The sequence below is a fragment of the Persicirhabdus sediminis genome, assembly GCF_016595495.1.
Classification (GTDB): Bacteria; Verrucomicrobiota; Verrucomicrobiia; order Verrucomicrobiales; family Akkermansiaceae; genus Persicirhabdus; species Persicirhabdus sediminis.
In genome coordinates, this window is sequence record NZ_JAENIM010000039.1 from 26,464 (window position 1) to 41,463 (window position 15,000).

Consider the following 15,000-nt stretch of genomic DNA (forward strand, 5'->3'; position numbering starts at 1 on the left):
GAGGCTTAATTATTTCAACTAAAGAGCGGGGGATTTTTCCTCCGCTCTTTTTTTTGTTCAAGTGATCGGTGTGCGGTGATCAGTGTGGAAGGAATAAAGGAGTTTAAAGTTTTCAGTTTTCAGTTTTCAGACCGGTATGATGAAGCGATGGTGCTCGTTTTGTGAGTTAGGGTGATTTCTTCATCTGTTGGGACATTTCGCTAGGACAAAAAAATCCAGCCAGCTGGATCAGCTGGCTGGATTTGGAGATGGTTATTTGATTCGATTAGATAAATCTAACGCTGTGCTTTTTGCTCATGCGTAGGATGTCGCCGGCGGCTGGTGAGACAGCTGCGTTAGCATCGAGGAGTTTTTCACCATTGAGCTGGACGGCGCCAGGAGTGATGAATTGCTTGCGCAGTTCGCCGTTAGACTTCTTCAGCTGGAATGCATTTTCGAAGGCGAAGGCGGCGATTTTGATGGTATTGAGCTCAGCTGGCAGATCGGCGATGGCGATTTCTGGAAGGTCGGCTGCGGCGAGGTCTTTTTTGGAGAAACGAGTTTCCCAGTCGTCGCGCGCGGCTTTTCCTGCAGCTTCGTCGTGGAAGCGAGCGGTGATACGAGCGGCGAGTTGTTTTTTCGCTTCCATCGGGTGCATGTTAGCGTCGAGTTCTTCGCCGAGCAGCAGCTGGTAGTAGCGCACCATGAGCTCGTCAGACACGCTCATGAGTTTACCAAACATATCGTTAGGCGCTTCATTCACACCGACGTAGTTGCCGTAGGATTTGGACATTTTCTTAACGCCGTCGAGACCTTCTAGCAGCGGCATGGTCATCACAACCTGCGGCGCTTGGCCTTCGGCTTTTTGGAAATCGCGACCAACAAGCATGTTGAACAGCTGGTCAGTACCACCGAGTTCTACGTCAGCTTTGATCTCTACAGAATCCCAGCCTTGCATGATCGGGTACTGGATCTCGTGTAAGCGTACTTCTTGTGCTTTATCGATGCGGTTTCTGAAATCTTCACGCTGCAGCATTTGCTGCATGGTTACTCTAGCGTTGAGCACGAGTACTTGCTCGTAGGTCATTTTGCGGAACCAATCACCATTGTAGACAATCTCAGTTTTCTCTGGGTCGAGGATTTTGAAGGCCTGGGTGGTGTAGGTTTCTGCGTTTGCTAGAACTTCGTCGCGAGTGATAGGTGGGCGAGTGGCTGAGCGGCCAGTTGGATCACCAACAGTAGCGGTGAAATCTCCAATCAGTAGCACGGCGGTGTGGCCGAGCTCTTGGAATTGTCTGAGCTTCTCGATAGCTACTGAGTGACCGAGGTGGATGTCTGGAGCTGTCGGGTCGACGCCGAGCTTCACTCTGAGCGGGCGGTCTTCTTTGAGCTTTTCGAGCAGTTCTTTTTCGCTGTGAACTTTGGCGATACCTGCGGTCAGGTACTTCAGCGCTTCTTCTGGCGTGCGATTCATGCCACGGTTTGTATGGTGTGTGGCGGAAGTTTCAACCAAAATTGCATCTACAGGTGAGATTGATTTCGCGAATCGCCTATGGTGGTGGATTTTTCTTCTGACCGAGTGAATATGTAAAATAATTCACCATCAATGGGTTGAATGTTGAGGGGTGAAAAAAAATGCATTTTGATGCATTTTTATCTTTCCAAAAGTGGGTAATCTGTCGTAGTTTGTCGCCGCCCGAGAGGGCGCAACAACGTGAACATGGTGGCTGTAGCTCAGGGGTAGAGCCCCGGATTGTGATTCCGGTTGTCGCGGGTTCAAATCCCGTCAGCCACCCCACGTTCACTAAATCTTTCTTAATGAGGTCACAAATTGATTGTGATCTTTTTTATTTTATAACATGCTTTTGTTTATGGCGCCATTAGAGGAAGCGATCGGATATAAATTTGTAAATTCACTATTGCTGGCTGAGGCGATGACTCACCCAAGCATGGCCTATGAGACACAAAAACCCCACTTTGATAACCAGCGGCTAGAGTTTCTCGGCGATGCCGTGCTGCAGCTCACCGTTACGGAATGGCTCTATCAGCAGTTCCCTGGATTTAGTGAGGGCGAGATGACTAAGCTGCGTGCGCGCTTGGTCTCTGGCGCAGCTCTAGCTAGATTTGCTAAAGAGATTGGTCTTGGCCAATATCTCATGATGGGCAAGGGCGAAGAGGCGAGTGGTGGACGTGCTCGAACTTCTACGCTGGCAGATGCTTTTGAATCGCTAACAGGCGCCATTTACATTGATGGTGGCTTTGATGAAGCAAAGAAGGTATTGCTGAATGTGTGTTCACGCCAGCTGGAGCATATTGCTAACGAGCCAGCTGAGGTGAACCCAAAAGGTCAGCTGCAAGAACAACTACAGGCGATTGCTCCTCAGAGCCCAATCTATCAGGTAGTTGGTGAGTCAGGCAAAGATCACTGCAAGGTATTTGAAGTGGAAGTGTGCTGGCTGGAAAAAGTGCTCGGCAAAGGAGTGGGTAAAAGTAAAAAAGATGCTGAGATCTCCGCGGCTAAGGCTGCTCTGGAGGCTAAGTCATGGGCGTAGCTGGCTGGCTCTAACTGCTAGCTGGGAGTTGCAATGATTTTTGATTCTCCTTGCTATGCAAGTAGCTGCTAGTAGCGTGCTTTTATGAATTTTAACAACAGAGCTGCTGAGTGCTTTCTACGAGAAAGCATGTCTAGTGAGTGAGTCAAAGTTTCAACACATTCGTCATAAGCCGCCAGTTGAACTAACAACGCCAAGGCCGCTGATCATTGCTTGTTCGCCGCTGCGCAGTAATGTAAATCTATCAACTATCATGCGCACGGCTGGCTGTTGTGGTGTTAGCGAAGTGATCGCTACGGGCAATGCTAAGGTAAACCCGAAGATTGCTCGCGATGGCGCAGAGGAGGTGAAGCTCACGGTGAAGCGCACATTGGTTCCCGTGCTGAAAAAACTCAAAGCTGATGGGTATAAGTTAGTTGGGCTCGAACAGACGACGAACTCAAGTGGTCTCGGTGACTATCAATTTCCTCATAAATGCGTATTGGTGATTGGCTCCGAGCGTGAGGGATTGGGGCAGGATAGTTTAGACCTGCTAGATGCGGTGGTGGAGATCCCAGTTTGGGGGTTGCCATTTAGCTATAATGTGGCGACGGCAACCAGCATGTGTCTCTACCAATACTGCGTGCAATATCCAGCTGGTTAGAAATTTCTAGCTGGAATTGATTAGCAAATGCTCACCCGGGTATCAACCGGTGTGAGTGCGTAGAGCTCGACGATGTCGGCATTGTTCATGCGGATGCACCCGCAGCTAGCTGGCTGGCCGATGAGCTCTTCGTGGTTGGTGCCGTGGATGTAGATGTAGCGGTCTTTGGTATTGGCGTTGTGCTCTTCGAGCCCGTCGAGCCAAAGAATACGGCTGAGGATGAGGTCATCACCTGAGCGCGATCCGTCCCATTTTCCTACGGCTACACGACCTTTAAAAATGGTGTCAGGCACATCGTCACCGCCGAATTTCTCGGCGATGCGAAATTTGCCTAAGGGAGTTTTATGGCTGCCTTCTTCGCTGCCGCAGCCATTAGCGGCGGAGGAGATAGGGCAATCCATGAGAGTGCGCTCGCCATCTCTGAGCCACAGTCGCTGCTGGGCAATGGAGATTTCTATCTGCAGCTGTGGCTGGCTAGCTGGATGTGATGGAATCACGACGAGCGCTGGTGGTTGTCTAATTTCTAGCTGAGAGATTAGCAGCCGCATGAGCCAGCTGGCTCGGCGCTCTCTAGCGGGCAGTTAGGAGCGAGCGGCTTTTCGCCGTCCACTTCTGGCTGTTGGATTTGCGCTGGATTTGGCGCTTGAGTTTTCAGCCCAAGTTTTTCAATGAGCACGCGGTCTTTGTTCATTGTTGGGTTGTTGCCGGTGAGTAGTTTTTCACCGTAGAAAATAGAGTTGGCGCCGGCGTAGAAGCACATCATCTGCGCTTCATCTGTAAGTGCTGCACGGCCAGCTGATAGGCGAACCTTTGATTTCGGGCAAGCGATACGAGCCAGCGCGATCATGCGGATGAGCTCGAGTGAATCGATAGGTGCATTTTCCGCTAGCGGTGTTCCCGGCATCGGCATGAGTGAGTTGATAGGCACACTCTCTGGCTGTGGGTTGAAGCTGGAAATAACCTCAAGCATTTTCAGGCGATCGGCTGATGTTTCACCAAGTCCGAGGATGCCACCGCAGCAAACACTCATGCCAGCATCTTGGGCGTGGCGGATGGTGCGTAGGCGGTCGTCGTAGCTGTGTGTGGTGACGATTTCTTTGTAAAATTCTGGAGAGGTATCAACGTTGTGGTTGTACGCGGTAACTCCTGCGTCAGCTAGCTTTGAGGCTTCTGTTTCGCCGAGCTCACCGAGGGTCACACAGACTTCCATATCCAGCTCAGCTACTGAGCGCACGATATCGAGGACTTGTTCGAAAGTTTTGCTGCCGTCGCGCACGCCTTTCCAAGCGGCACCCATGCAGAAACGAGTTGAGCCATTGGCTTTGGCCAAGCGGGCTTTTTCCATCACGGCGTCGCGCTCCATCAATGGCTCGCGCTTGAGGCCGGTATCGTTGCGCGATGATTGCGAACAATAGGAACAATCTTCCGAGCAGCCGCCGGTTTTGATCGACAGTAGGGTGCAGAGCTGAACTTCTTGCTCAGGCCAGTTGGCTTCGTGAACATCGTGGGCTCGTTTGATCAATTCAAAGAGTGGGAGGTCGTAGATGGCTTTGAGTTCGTCGTAGGTCATGGAAAAAATGAGTGCAATGCGCCGCGGAGCGGGCTTCTGCAGATGACTTAACCCCAGAGTGCCACAATCATCCACCAAAAAAATGCGTTGGTGGTGAACTTTGTCCGCCGCAAATGATTTTGCGTTTAGTTATTGCGCAATAGGCCGCTAATAGATTGGTCGCAGGGAATGGATTTCTTTATCCAAGTAACTTAGCTCGAGTTGTTTTTCCCGTGTATCGATGTCGGCTGAATGAGCCTATTTGGCAAGCAATCACCAGCGGGGGATTTGTGACATCTAGCTGGTAATTATTGGCTGTCTTGCAAGGTCAGTTCGCGGAATTCAAATGGCGCACCACAGCCGTCGTCAAATTCCGCTGCGGCAGCTACGCCGGCTTCGCAGATCTCGCGTGGTGTGAGCCCTTGCGAGTAGGCCAAATGCATCGCGCCAAAGGCGTAATCGGAGCCACTGCCAATGGCCCAAAATTTGGCTAGCTTGTCTACTGAGCGCAGTGGGGCGACGATGTAGGCTCCGGATTTGTTAGCCACAATGGCGGAGAAATGTGATGATTCTACCTCATCCTCATCGCCTTGCTGGCGGAGGTGGTAGTTTTCATTGAGCCGCTGGTGTAGGGCATTCCAGCTTTTGAAAACATTCAGCTGGCTATCTAGCTTGAGCAGCTCTGGGTCATCTGAGATGATGGCATTTAGCGCGTCTGCTAGAACCGACATGCCGGTGGTGGCAATGTGGCTATCTGCAGTATCGATGATCTTACTAGCGGTGCCATTGTACTCGGCGCTCATCAGGTGTGATCCCCACGATGAAAGTGTGTCCGCTGCGAGACAGAGTTGATTGTCGCGAATGGCGACTAGGGCGATAGACATAGCGAAAATGAAAATTGTTAGTGAGGTAGGTAGCTGGAAATTAATCTGACCAGCGTCCGCTAACAGTAGGCAGGCGACCTTGGCCAACTACGGTGTAGTCGGTTTTTCCCTCAGCGCCAATCAATGGCATGCCGAGCGCTCTTTTCCAGTACGCGCTCATGCTTTCAGCTGTGTGGCACCCCCAGCTCTGGCAGTGGGCATTTTTGGCAAATACTCGGCGGCTGATTTTTTTCAAATCGTTCTGATGGATCCATGCCTTGCTGGCGCCCATGATCTGGTTGCTGTAGTCGAGCACCCAACAGTATTTGTTGGAGTGGCCAAAGAAATCAAATGACACTACTGATTTTGACGGGCGTCGGTTGATCGCGCTGATTGCTTCGCCGCCGCCGCTAACCCAAACCAGTTGGGCTCCGTATTTTACCGCTAGGTCGTTGATCCAGCTGGTATATGGCTTGCCGTCTTCGCGGCCACGGGTGGTGTAGCCAGGTTTGTAGACGATCCAGATAATTTTTGCGCTGTCACCATAGGCTTTGTTAATCTCGGTCATGCGCAGCGTGGAGGCGCGGACAAAGTTTCCCCACCAGCGGTCGTGTTGGTCACGTTTGACGCGAAGATCTTCCCATTGCCTCAGGGCGGGGCCACCACATAAAATAACATGCTCACCACCCCGGACACTAGTCAGGGCAATGAGGAAAAATAGAAAACTAAGCAGTCGCGCATTCATGGATTTACTATCCGCTAGGGTCTCCTCGCTGTCCAGAAATTGTTTCTAGCTACTCTGTGTTAGCTAAATTCATTTTGCCGAGCATTAGCTGGCCATCGCTACAGCTGGGGGATTTAGCTGGCTAGGGTTTTCAGCTAGTCATTAGTTAGTTCGGCTGGCTATCTATTTATGCGTGAGGATAAAGTGCTGGATTTGAAGCTAGTTGGGCTAACGAATTCACGGACTGAAATTACTTATTAAGCGGTCCATTTTCTGGCGTGAAATGTGATTATTTGCTTTGGCTGCAGACTTAATTATTTAGGTGCCCCGCGCAATCTGTCGCACGGGCTTGTCTTTGGTTTGCTTCTGTCAGTTGAGTGTAATCCTTCGTAAGAATATCAGCTAGGTGAAATGGCCTGTTATCTTAGCTAACAATGGAAAAACGATCACTTGTTGCAATATACCCACATTGTTTGACGTAGCCTTGGCACAAGAGTCGGACATGCATTTTTTGAAAATCTGCACCGTAGACTTTGCTAGGCTGATAATGAAGCTGTCTAGTTATATGAATCTCAAGATTTTGATAGATACCCAATTTATGAAAAAGATGAAACTTAAATCAGTACTGGCATCATTATTTATGTGTTTGTCGGCAACTGCTGCAGATAGACCTAATATTTTATTCATTCTAACTGATGATCAAACTATCTATGATTTGAAGGCCTATGATGAAAAATCGCCATTACAAAGCCCTGTGCTCGATAAGTTAGCGGCTGAAGGAATGGTAATCGACGGCGCCTATCATATGGGTGCGAACAAGGGAGCTGTTTGTACACCTTCGCGTCACATGATCATGTCTGGCCGCAGTGTGTGGAGAATCCCAACTGGCGTGAAGAGTCTGATGGGAAATGCTTCAGCTGAAGAAAAAGAGCAGGTTTGCCCAAGTGATCTAGAAAACAATACCATAGCCGCTGTGTTCAACCGAGCTGGCTATGATACCATGCGTACTTGTAAAAAAGGCAACAGCTATTCGGCTGCTAACAAGCAGTTCACCATCTGCCACGATGTCACGAAACGCGGTGGAACCGATGAATCTGGGAGTGCTTGGCATGCCGAGAGAGTGCTGGATTATTTGAACGACCGTGAGCAGAGTACGGAGAAAAAACCATTCCTCATCTACTACGGGTTTTCCCACCCGCACGATCCTCGTGAAGGCAAGTCTGAGCTGCTAGCTAACTACGGTGCCTTCAATCACCGCGATAAAACAACTCCGCCTGCATTGAATCCAAAAATGCCAGCGCTGCCGGTAAATTACCTAGACGCGCACCCGTTTGAGCATGGCCATATTGGTTGCCGCGACGAGATTAACGCTGCTGGTGTGTGGAGAAATCGCGATGTTGCGACGATTCGTAACGAGAACGGACGCGAGCTAGCTTGTAGTGAAAACATCGATATCCAAATTGGTCGAGTATTAGACAAGCTGGAAGCGATGGGTGAGCTCGACAATACCTACATCATTTACACCGCGGACCACGGTATCGCCATTGGGCGTCACGGTCTGCAGGGTAAGCAGAACCTCTACGAGCACAGTTTGCGTGTACCAATGATTGTTAAAGGCCCTGGCATCCCAGCTGGCTCACGAGCTCAAGGCAACGTCTATCTGATGGATGTTTTAAGCACACTCTGTGATATGGCGGGCATCCCTGCGCCAGATACAAATGAAGGTATCAGCTTCAAACCAGTTCTCGAAGGTAAGAAAGATACTGTGCGCGACAGCCTCTACGGTGTTTACTGTGGCGGAACCAAGCCGGGCATTCGCAGCGTACGTAAAGGTGACTGGAAGCTGATCCAGTATGATGGCATTGGTGGCACTGTACAAGAAACTCAGCTGTTCAATTTGGCTGAAAACCCACATGAGCTGCTAAAAGAGCACCATGCTGCTGAGCTGGTAAAAGCCATTGGCAATACACCATCCAAGAATCAAGTGAACCTAGCTGATGATCCTGCCTATGCAGCCAAGCTGAAAGAAATGGAAGAGCTGCTTCTTACAGAAATGCGCAAGCATGATGATCCTTATCGCATGTGGAACCAGCCAGACGAAGCATTGGTGAATAGAGAGACTGTAATCGCGGATTACAAAAAATCACTGGAAACACAAAAGAACAAATCAAAGACTAAAGGGAAAAAAGGCGCTAAGAAATAGTAAGCCATTGATCCCCTGATCACTGAAAGCTCCCAAACTAACGCAGTTCTATCAGCCTCGTGCTGGTGGGCTGCGTTTTTTTGTTACCAGCACATCCAGCTGGCGTTGATCCTTGGTTTAGCTATGGGCGGCTGAATGATACCTCTTTGATTGAGAATTGCTGCCTGATGTTTGCTTGTTGATTGCGCATTGGGAAAATTGCGACATGTTTCGGGCATGGCTTTTAGTGAATATACACCAGCGGCTGAGGCTAGCTGGAGGGTAGCGAGTGGTGAAAATGATGATCTGGTCACCCAGGTGAAATATCGTGCCGACTTGGCTGATTTTTCCCAAAAGAACGAACTCGCGCACCGTATGACGGTGAGCTGGACTTACGATGTCGATGAGGACGAAGAGACCATGGGGCTACCAAATACTGCCCAGCTGGCATTGATGCGTGAGTTTGAGGCCAAGCTAACATTGGCATTAGAGGAGGCCATGCTTGGTGTGTTAGCTTTCACATTCACCCGCAATGGTCAGCGCGATTTTGATTACTATGTCGGAAACCTTGAGCTGCTAGAAACACTGGTGAACAAGGAATTCGAAGCCGGTTTGCCTATCCAGCTATCCATCCACGACGACGCCGACTGGGCCGAGTACGAGCACATGCTCGCAGGCGTGCAGAAGAGTGAAGATTAAAGAGAGAAGAGTAAAATTCTTGTTTGCTAGATTTATAGCGAGATGATGGCTTAGTGATTTTCTAATCATTCAGCTTCTTTACTATAGTGGTGAGAATGGCGATCATCTGGCTAGATTCCTCGAGTAGATCTTTGAGCTGTGACTCAGGAATCAGATTGCATTTGATTAACAAGCGCAGCCAGTAGTTCGTCTCTCTGGATTCTTTGCAGGCAATATACATCTTTGCACGGTAATCTTTCCTGCTCTGGCTGGCTTGTGCTTCTTCTATGTTAGCTCCAATAGAGGTTCCCGAGCGTAATAGCTGGTCTGCTAGTGTGCGTGAAATGCCAGCCGTCTTTTGCAGCTTACTGCAGAGATTGACGATGCGTGCGGCGAAGTCAAAGCTACGTTCACAAAGCCCTTGTGGTTGAGCATTCATATCCAGCTAGATTGCCACACAGCTGGCTGAAAATCAAATGGATGCAACATTTACATGCTTAGCTACATAGGAGGATAGAAAATTCCGCTAGGTACACTTTTCGCTCCCTAGCAATGATATCATGCGCCGAGAATCCAGCGAATGCTATCTAACGAGGTAAAGTGTTTCACTCTTCAACCTTTTCTCTTCACTCTTCAAACTCTCGTGCGTTTGAGTACGCTGGCTTTGATTGGGTCGCTGGCGCTGAGGTGGGCTAGGCCGATGGCTAGGGCGTCGGCGGCATCGTGGGGCGGCGTTTCTGCTAGCCCTAGCAGTGCGCGCACCATGAAGGCTACTTGTTGTTTGTCGGCGGTGCCTTTGCCGGTGATGGCTTGTTTCACCTTTTTGGGGGAATACTCGTAACAGGTGATGCCTTGGCGAGCGGCGGAGATTAGGGCGGCGGCTCGCGCAGCGCCCATGGAGATGGCGGTGCGGTGAGATTGCACAAAGATGATGCCTTCTACGGCGACTTCGTCCGGCTGGTATTTTTGAATCAAACCGTCGATGCCCTGTGATACTCCAGCCAGCGCGGCTGACTGGGGGAGGCGCTGCGGCATCGAGATGACACCGTAGTCGTGAACTTTTTGTTTTAGATGATCGCCTTCTAACACAGCGTAGCCGGTATTGCGCACAGCTGGGTCGATAGAGAGGACGATCATGGTTTTTCCAGCTAGATGTTAGCGGCGACGGCGGCGTGGAGCTGCTGGGCGCTTCTTGCGGATTGGGCGAGCTGGCTTGTCGTCTAGCAGAGCGGTGTAGGCGTAGTCGAATCCATCAATTTTCTCGCGCATGATTTTTTTGCCAACGAAGTTTTCCACGGCTACAGCGAAGTCGAGTTCGTCAGCGGTTAGGATCGTATAGGCATCACCTTCAGCTTGGGCGCGGCCTGTACGGCCGATACGGTGGACGTAATCTTCAGCATTTTCTGGCACACGGTAGTTGATGACGTGTGAGACGCCTGAGATATCGATGCCGCGGGCGGCAACGTCGGTGGCGACGAGGATGTTGTAGTCACCATCTTTGAATCCTTTGAGCGCTTTCATGCGGTCACTCTGTTTGATGTCTGAGTGCATCACAGTCACCTTGTCGAGGCCATTTTGCGTGAGCATCTGTGAGACACTATCAGCTTCGCGGCGGGTGCGAGTGAAGATCATGATAGAGTGGAAATCGTCTTTGGCGATGAGGGCGATGAGCAGCTCGTCTCGCTGGTCCATGGAGACTGGATAGAAGGCGTGTTTGACGGTGGCGGCCACTTCACGTCTAGCAACGGTGATTTCTGTTGGATCTGTGAGGCACCACTGGGCGAAGGTTGACAGCGCTGGTGGCATGGTGGCTGAGAAGAAGAGTGTCTGGCGGCCTTCCCACGGGCAGAGTGCTACGATCTTGCGCACAGCTGGCATGAAGCCCATGTCTAGCATGCGGTCTACTTCATCGAGGATGAGGCATTTGATTTCACCAAAGCGCATGGTGGCACGGAAGAAGTGGTCGAGCAGGCGGCCAGGGCAGGCGACAACGATGTCGGCACCATTTTTCATTTGCTCGTCTTGTTTGCCGTAGCCGACACCACCGTGGATGAGGGCGACTTTGAGACCTGTGTGTTTGCCGTATTTTTCAAACTGCTCAGCGACTTGATGGGCAAGTTCGCGAGTTGGCTCGAGCACGAGGATCTGTGGTTTGCCGAGTGGCTTGATACGGGAAAGTGACGGCAACGCAAACGCTGCGGTTTTTCCTGTACCTGTTTGAGATGCTCCAATTACGTCTTTACCTTCTAGGCAGATAGGAATTGCCTTAGCTTGAATCTCGGTCGGAGATTCGTAGCCAGATTCGGTAATAGCGCGTAGTACATCTTCTGAGAGGCCCAATTCGGCGAAAGTCATAAGAGCGGACTATAGGTTTGTGGCCGATGAGTCAAGAGCCATAAAAGACGTACGTTCACTGATTTGTTTCCCTCGCTGGGCGGTAATGAGCAGATTTTTAGTAAAGAAATCCGTAAAAGTTATACGAATTGCTTGTAGTTAGTAGGGCTGCATGTGGTATATAGTCATTGTAATGGCAGAGGAGAAAAAGCATAGTGATGATGCAATTCTGAAAGACGGGTACGCAAAGACCCGCAAGAGCTTGATTGCGCGTCTCGATAACTGGGAGGATCAACGGACGTGGGATGAGTTTTACCAGACGTATTGGAAATTGATTTATTCGGTGGCGATTAAGGCGGGACTGCGCTCGGAAGAAGCATTTGACGTCGTACAGGAAACGATTCTCTCTATCGCTAAGCAGAGCAAAAAGAATATGTATGACCCAGAAAAAGGGTCATTCAAATCATGGCTGATGAACATGACTCGCTGGCGAATTAATGATCAATTCCGTAAGCGTAAAAAAGACACCGCCATGACTTTTGATGAGTTTGGTGATGAATCACGCAAGACCGCTGTGATTGAGCGCGTAGAAGATCCGAAGGGAGAAACTCTGGAACGCTTGTGGGAAGTTGAGTGGAAGAAGAACCTGGCTGACGCAGCTCTGGTGAAAGTGAAAGCTCAAGTGTCTCCAAGACAATATCAGATTTTTGACTATTATGTGATACGCCAGTGGGATGCCGATAAAGTGCAATCTCAGCTCGGTGTTAGTATGTCGCAAGTTTACTTGGCCAAACACCGAGTAGGGCGTCTACTGAAAAAAGAGTTAGCTAAGCTGCAAGAAGACGACGATGCGTAAACCCGAAAGGCCACAGCCAGAAATTCCCGACCACGAAGTCGTTCGCAAAATTGGCGGAGGATCATACGGTGAAGTGTGGCTGGCCCGAGCGGTGACTGGCGCATGGCGCGCTGTTAAGGTAGTTTGGCGCGCTGATTTCAGTGATGATGTTAGCTTTGAGCGCGAGTTCAAAGGGATCTTACAATACGAGCCAGTTTCACGAGATCATCCAGGGCTAGTGCATATTTTGCACGTGGGCCGCGGTGACGGTGATGAGGGCGCGTTTTATTATTATGTCATGGAGCTTGGCGACGACGTCAGCTCAGGCACGGCAGTTGATAAGTCGACATATGAGCCGCGCACTTTGATGACGGACTTAAAGCGAGCTGGAGGAAAGCCGCTAGACGTCAACGACACGATGGATGCAGGTCTGCGCTTGGCGGAGGCACTGCAGTATCTACATAGTGTTGGGCTAGCACACCGCGATGTGAAGCCGTGTAATATTATCTTTGTTGGCGGCAAAGCCAAGCTAGCTGATATCGGGCTAGTAGCGCCACGGGGCCAGCATACTTTTGTTGGAACTGAAGGATTTGTGCCTCCAGAAGGTCCTGGTACTGGGCAAGCTGATGTTTATGGGTTAGGCAAAGTGCTCTATGAGATGGCTACTGGCCGCGATCGATTGCAGTTTCCTGAGCTGCCTGATGAACTGCCTGATAATTTTGATAGAAAGCGCTGGCTGGATCTCAATCAGGTCATCTGCGATATTTGTGAGCCGCGTGTATCTAAGCGGACAATTAAAAATGCACAGGAGTTAGCTGAAGCAATTCAGCGCCTGATAGATGGCCGCAAGTTTAGGAAAAAGCGTCGTCAGACATTATCTAAAGTCGCGCTTGTTATATTAGTTCTGTCTGGCGTTTTGTTTGGGGTAAATTACTTCAATCGTCTATCAAGTGCCAATAATTTATCGGAATTCGCGCCAGAGGTAGAGCCGGAGAAAGAGCCGGAGTTTGGAAGTGTCAAAATCAACAGCATGCCGGAGGGCGCTAGTGTTTATGATAGAAAAGGTCGTTACCTAGGCGTTACTCCATATGGGCCAGTGACAGAGCCAGCTGGTGAATACGCTGAGTACGAATTAAGGCTAGAAGGGCATAGCACCAAACGTGACGGAGTTATGGTGGCGGCGGATAAAATGAATCTGGTGATTCCCAAATTAGATATCTTCTCGCCGCCGATAGAGGGCATCGAGTGGTCAGATAATATGGGATCATCCTATCAGCCGATTGGTGACTATCATCGCAGTTCATATTATGTATCAGGTAATACTTGGGATCGCTATCAGGCGACTTTACCTAAGGCGGTGATGCATTTCAAAATCAACCATAGCGAGAGTGGTTCAAAAAACCGCATCGTGCTGGTGCAAGAAGGTCAGGCAAAACTATTCTGTGACTGGCTTACAGCCAATAACTACCGTGACGGCTACCTGACCGATGATGAATACATGCATGCGGTGGTGGATAAGGAGTTTTCTTCAGCTGACTACAACCAGCAGCATAAACGTCAGAAAGTTTATCCATTCCGCGTTGAGGTGAAGAAGATTTCCTACAGTCAGTTAGTGGTGTCTAGTTCGCCGACGGATGCTGAAGTGATTATGGATGGTGTGTGGCAGGGGCTGACGCCGCTACAGTTTGATCGCATACGTCCAGATCAGATGATTAAGTTAGAATTTCGCTTAGAAGGTTACCGCCGGATTGTGCAGAAGATGAAGCTGCATCCAGGCCAGGAAAAAACCATCCACATTCAGATGCAGCGCAATGATAGTGTGATCTTTGGCTCAGAGTGGCAGAATAGCCTAGGCATGAAATTTGTGCCAATGGGTGATGATTTGTTAGTAAGTGCGTGGGAAACTCGCGTGCAAGATTACGCTGAATTCCTCAAAACGCAGAAGAATGCCAAGCACACATCACCACCATTTGCTCAGGGGCCAACGCATCCTGTGGTGAATGTTTCCCGTGATAATGCGCGTGCGTTTTGTCGCTGGCTAACTAACCACGATCGTCGCCGTGAGTTGATTTCGAATTCTGATTACTACCGCCTTCCAACTGACTACGAATGGAGCCTCATGGCTGGACTGCAAGAAGATGTCGATTTGAAGCCAGCTGAGCGAGAGAGCCGCAAGAATCAATCTTTCCCGTGGGGGCCAGTATGGCCGCCTGAAGATGTCCCTTATATTAAGGTTGGTAATCTAGCTGATATTTCAGCGGCGCAGGCTCTATCAGTTCCTAGATCACGAGCACTGAGCAATTACGATGATGGTTTTGTTTACACCGCTCCAGTTGGTTCATTCCCGCCTAACTCATTAGGGATATTCGATCTATCTGGTAACGCCCAAGAATGGGTGGATGATGATTACAGCACCAGTGAAAATGGCTACGGCGTACTGCGTGGTGGTCATTGGAGAAGTTATAGCAAAGAGCACCTTTACATCAAAACGCGCAGCGTGATGAAGCGTGATCGCAAAGACGATACCTACGGATTCAGGGTGGTATTGGCAAAAAGAGCCGAGCCGGTAGACGATAAAGTTGATAGCAAGATGGACAGTAAAAGTCGTTAGTTTTATTTATCGATTGGGCGGCGTGGCAAAATGAAAATGGCTTGTGAGCA

At 49.8% G+C, this 15,000-nt stretch carries 14 protein-coding genes and 1 tRNA gene; 7 read left to right on the plus strand and 8 right to left on the minus strand.

From position 1 onward, the window contains the following. Positions 1-265 precede the first annotated feature (265 nt). The gene (gene tyrS / locus JIN82_RS07640; protein ID WP_200311041.1) at positions 266-1,453 is read right to left on the minus strand and encodes a tyrosine--tRNA ligase; all 1,188 of its coding nucleotides are present in this window, start codon (positions 1,451-1,453) and stop codon (positions 266-268) included. A 249-nt stretch (positions 1,454-1,702) separates the two neighbouring features. On the opposite strand from tyrS, the gene JIN82_RS07645 reads away from it, so the two are divergent. The 3 genes from JIN82_RS07645 to JIN82_RS07655 all read left to right on the plus strand — a co-directional run bounded on the left by JIN82_RS07645 (position 1,703) and on the right by JIN82_RS07655 (position 3,174). Continuing rightward, positions 1,703-1,777: transfer RNA gene (locus tag JIN82_RS07645), tRNA-His, on the plus strand. Between the two features lie 73 nt (positions 1,778-1,850). After that, positions 1,851-2,531 carry a ribonuclease III gene (gene rnc / locus JIN82_RS07650; protein WP_200311042.1) on the plus strand — a complete coding sequence of 227 codons (681 nt, stop codon included), beginning with the start codon at positions 1,851-1,853 and terminating at the stop codon, positions 2,529-2,531. Between the two features lie 136 nt (positions 2,532-2,667). Next, the gene (locus JIN82_RS07655; RefSeq protein ID WP_200311043.1) at positions 2,668-3,174 is read left to right on the plus strand and encodes a TrmH family RNA methyltransferase; all 507 of its coding nucleotides are present in this window, start codon (positions 2,668-2,670) and stop codon (positions 3,172-3,174) included. Between the two features lie 20 nt (positions 3,175-3,194). Here the strand turns inward: JIN82_RS07655 and JIN82_RS07660 are convergent, their stop codons facing one another. From JIN82_RS07660 to JIN82_RS07675, 4 genes are all read right to left on the minus strand, one after another. Continuing rightward, positions 3,195-3,722, minus strand: a complete 528-nt coding sequence (locus JIN82_RS07660) for a L,D-transpeptidase (protein WP_200311044.1) — start codon at positions 3,720-3,722, stop codon at positions 3,195-3,197. Continuing rightward, the gene (gene bioB, locus JIN82_RS07665; protein ID WP_200311045.1) at positions 3,710-4,744 is read right to left on the minus strand and encodes a biotin synthase BioB; all 1,035 of its coding nucleotides are present in this window, start codon (positions 4,742-4,744) and stop codon (positions 3,710-3,712) included. The genes JIN82_RS07660 and bioB overlap by 13 nt, the downstream gene beginning before the upstream one ends. A gap of 287 nt (positions 4,745-5,031) precedes the next feature. Next, positions 5,032-5,607: an Ntn hydrolase family protein gene (locus JIN82_RS07670; protein ID WP_200311046.1), complete on the minus strand. Its 576-nt coding sequence runs from the start codon at positions 5,605-5,607 to the stop codon at positions 5,032-5,034. Positions 5,608-5,647: 40 nt separating this feature from the next. Next, positions 5,648-6,331 (minus strand): hypothetical protein, encoded by a 684-nt coding sequence (locus JIN82_RS07675; RefSeq protein WP_200311047.1) that lies wholly within the window; start codon positions 6,329-6,331, stop codon positions 5,648-5,650. 577 nt (positions 6,332-6,908) lie between these two features. Here JIN82_RS07675 and JIN82_RS07680 point away from each other — a divergent pair. Together JIN82_RS07680 and JIN82_RS07685 are read left to right on the plus strand one after the other, a co-directional pair. Continuing rightward, a complete protein-coding gene (locus JIN82_RS07680) occupies positions 6,909-8,513 on the plus strand; it encodes a sulfatase family protein (protein ID WP_425511513.1) in 1,605 nt (534 codons plus the stop codon). 216 nt (positions 8,514-8,729) lie between these two features. Beyond that, positions 8,730-9,191 (plus strand): DUF695 domain-containing protein, encoded by a 462-nt coding sequence (locus JIN82_RS07685; protein ID WP_200311049.1) that lies wholly within the window; start codon positions 8,730-8,732, stop codon positions 9,189-9,191. A 61-nt stretch (positions 9,192-9,252) separates the two neighbouring features. Here the strand turns inward: JIN82_RS07685 and JIN82_RS07690 are convergent, their stop codons facing one another. The 3 genes from JIN82_RS07690 to JIN82_RS07700 all read right to left on the minus strand — a co-directional run bounded on the left by JIN82_RS07690 (position 9,253) and on the right by JIN82_RS07700 (position 11,525). Further along, the gene (locus JIN82_RS07690) at positions 9,253-9,609 is read right to left on the minus strand and encodes a four helix bundle protein (protein ID WP_200311050.1); all 357 of its coding nucleotides are present in this window, start codon (positions 9,607-9,609) and stop codon (positions 9,253-9,255) included. A 194-nt stretch (positions 9,610-9,803) separates the two neighbouring features. Then, positions 9,804-10,307 (minus strand): crossover junction endodeoxyribonuclease RuvC, encoded by a 504-nt coding sequence (gene ruvC, locus JIN82_RS07695; protein ID WP_200311051.1) that lies wholly within the window; start codon positions 10,305-10,307, stop codon positions 9,804-9,806. An 18-nt stretch (positions 10,308-10,325) separates the two neighbouring features. Continuing rightward, on the minus strand, positions 10,326-11,525 hold the full coding sequence (locus tag JIN82_RS07700) for a DEAD/DEAH box helicase (protein WP_200311052.1): 1,200 nt from the start codon (positions 11,523-11,525) through the stop codon (positions 10,326-10,328). Between the two features lie 172 nt (positions 11,526-11,697). Between JIN82_RS07700 and JIN82_RS07705 the strand changes: the two genes are divergently transcribed. Together JIN82_RS07705 and JIN82_RS07710 are read left to right on the plus strand one after the other, a co-directional pair. Continuing rightward, complete coding sequence (locus JIN82_RS07705; protein ID WP_200311053.1) at positions 11,698-12,360, plus strand: sigma-70 family RNA polymerase sigma factor; 663 nt, start codon at positions 11,698-11,700, stop codon at positions 12,358-12,360. Then, positions 12,353-14,950, plus strand: coding sequence for an SUMF1/EgtB/PvdO family nonheme iron enzyme (locus JIN82_RS07710; RefSeq protein ID WP_200311054.1), 2,598 nt, complete (start codon positions 12,353-12,355; stop codon positions 14,948-14,950). Before JIN82_RS07705 ends, JIN82_RS07710 begins: the two co-directional genes overlap by 8 nt. The last annotated feature ends 50 nt before the right edge of the window (positions 14,951-15,000 follow it).

Bases quoted from the DNA above. Each gene is read 5' to 3' on its own strand.
- tyrS (WP_200311041.1), bottom strand. From the start codon at position 1,453: ATGAATCGCACGCCAGAAGAAGCGCTGAAGTACCTGACCGCAGGTATC.
- JIN82_RS07700 (WP_200311052.1), bottom strand. From the start codon at position 11,525: ATGACTTTCGCCGAATTGGGCCTCTCAGAAGATGTACTACGCGCTATT.
- JIN82_RS07670 (WP_200311046.1), bottom strand. From the start codon at position 5,607: ATGTCTATCGCCCTAGTCGCCATTCGCGACAATCAACTCTGTCTCGCA.
- JIN82_RS07680 (WP_425511513.1), top strand. From the start codon at position 6,909: ATGAAAAAGATGAAACTTAAATCAGTACTGGCATCATTATTTATGTGT.
- JIN82_RS07660 (WP_200311044.1), bottom strand. From the start codon at position 3,722: ATGCGGCTGCTAATCTCTCAGCTAGAAATTAGACAACCACCAGCGCTC.
- ruvC (WP_200311051.1), bottom strand. From the start codon at position 10,307: ATGATCGTCCTCTCTATCGACCCAGCTGTGCGCAATACCGGCTACGCT.
- JIN82_RS07690 (WP_200311050.1), bottom strand. From the start codon at position 9,609: ATGAATGCTCAACCACAAGGGCTTTGTGAACGTAGCTTTGACTTCGCC.
- JIN82_RS07710 (WP_200311054.1), top strand. From the start codon at position 12,353: ATGCGTAAACCCGAAAGGCCACAGCCAGAAATTCCCGACCACGAAGTC.
- bioB (WP_200311045.1), bottom strand. From the start codon at position 4,744: ATGACCTACGACGAACTCAAAGCCATCTACGACCTCCCACTCTTTGAA.
- JIN82_RS07675 (WP_200311047.1), bottom strand. From the start codon at position 6,331: ATGAATGCGCGACTGCTTAGTTTTCTATTTTTCCTCATTGCCCTGACT.
- rnc (WP_200311042.1), top strand. From the start codon at position 1,851: ATGGCGCCATTAGAGGAAGCGATCGGATATAAATTTGTAAATTCACTA.
- JIN82_RS07685 (WP_200311049.1), top strand. From the start codon at position 8,730: ATGGCTTTTAGTGAATATACACCAGCGGCTGAGGCTAGCTGGAGGGTA.
- JIN82_RS07705 (WP_200311053.1), top strand. From the start codon at position 11,698: ATGGCAGAGGAGAAAAAGCATAGTGATGATGCAATTCTGAAAGACGGG.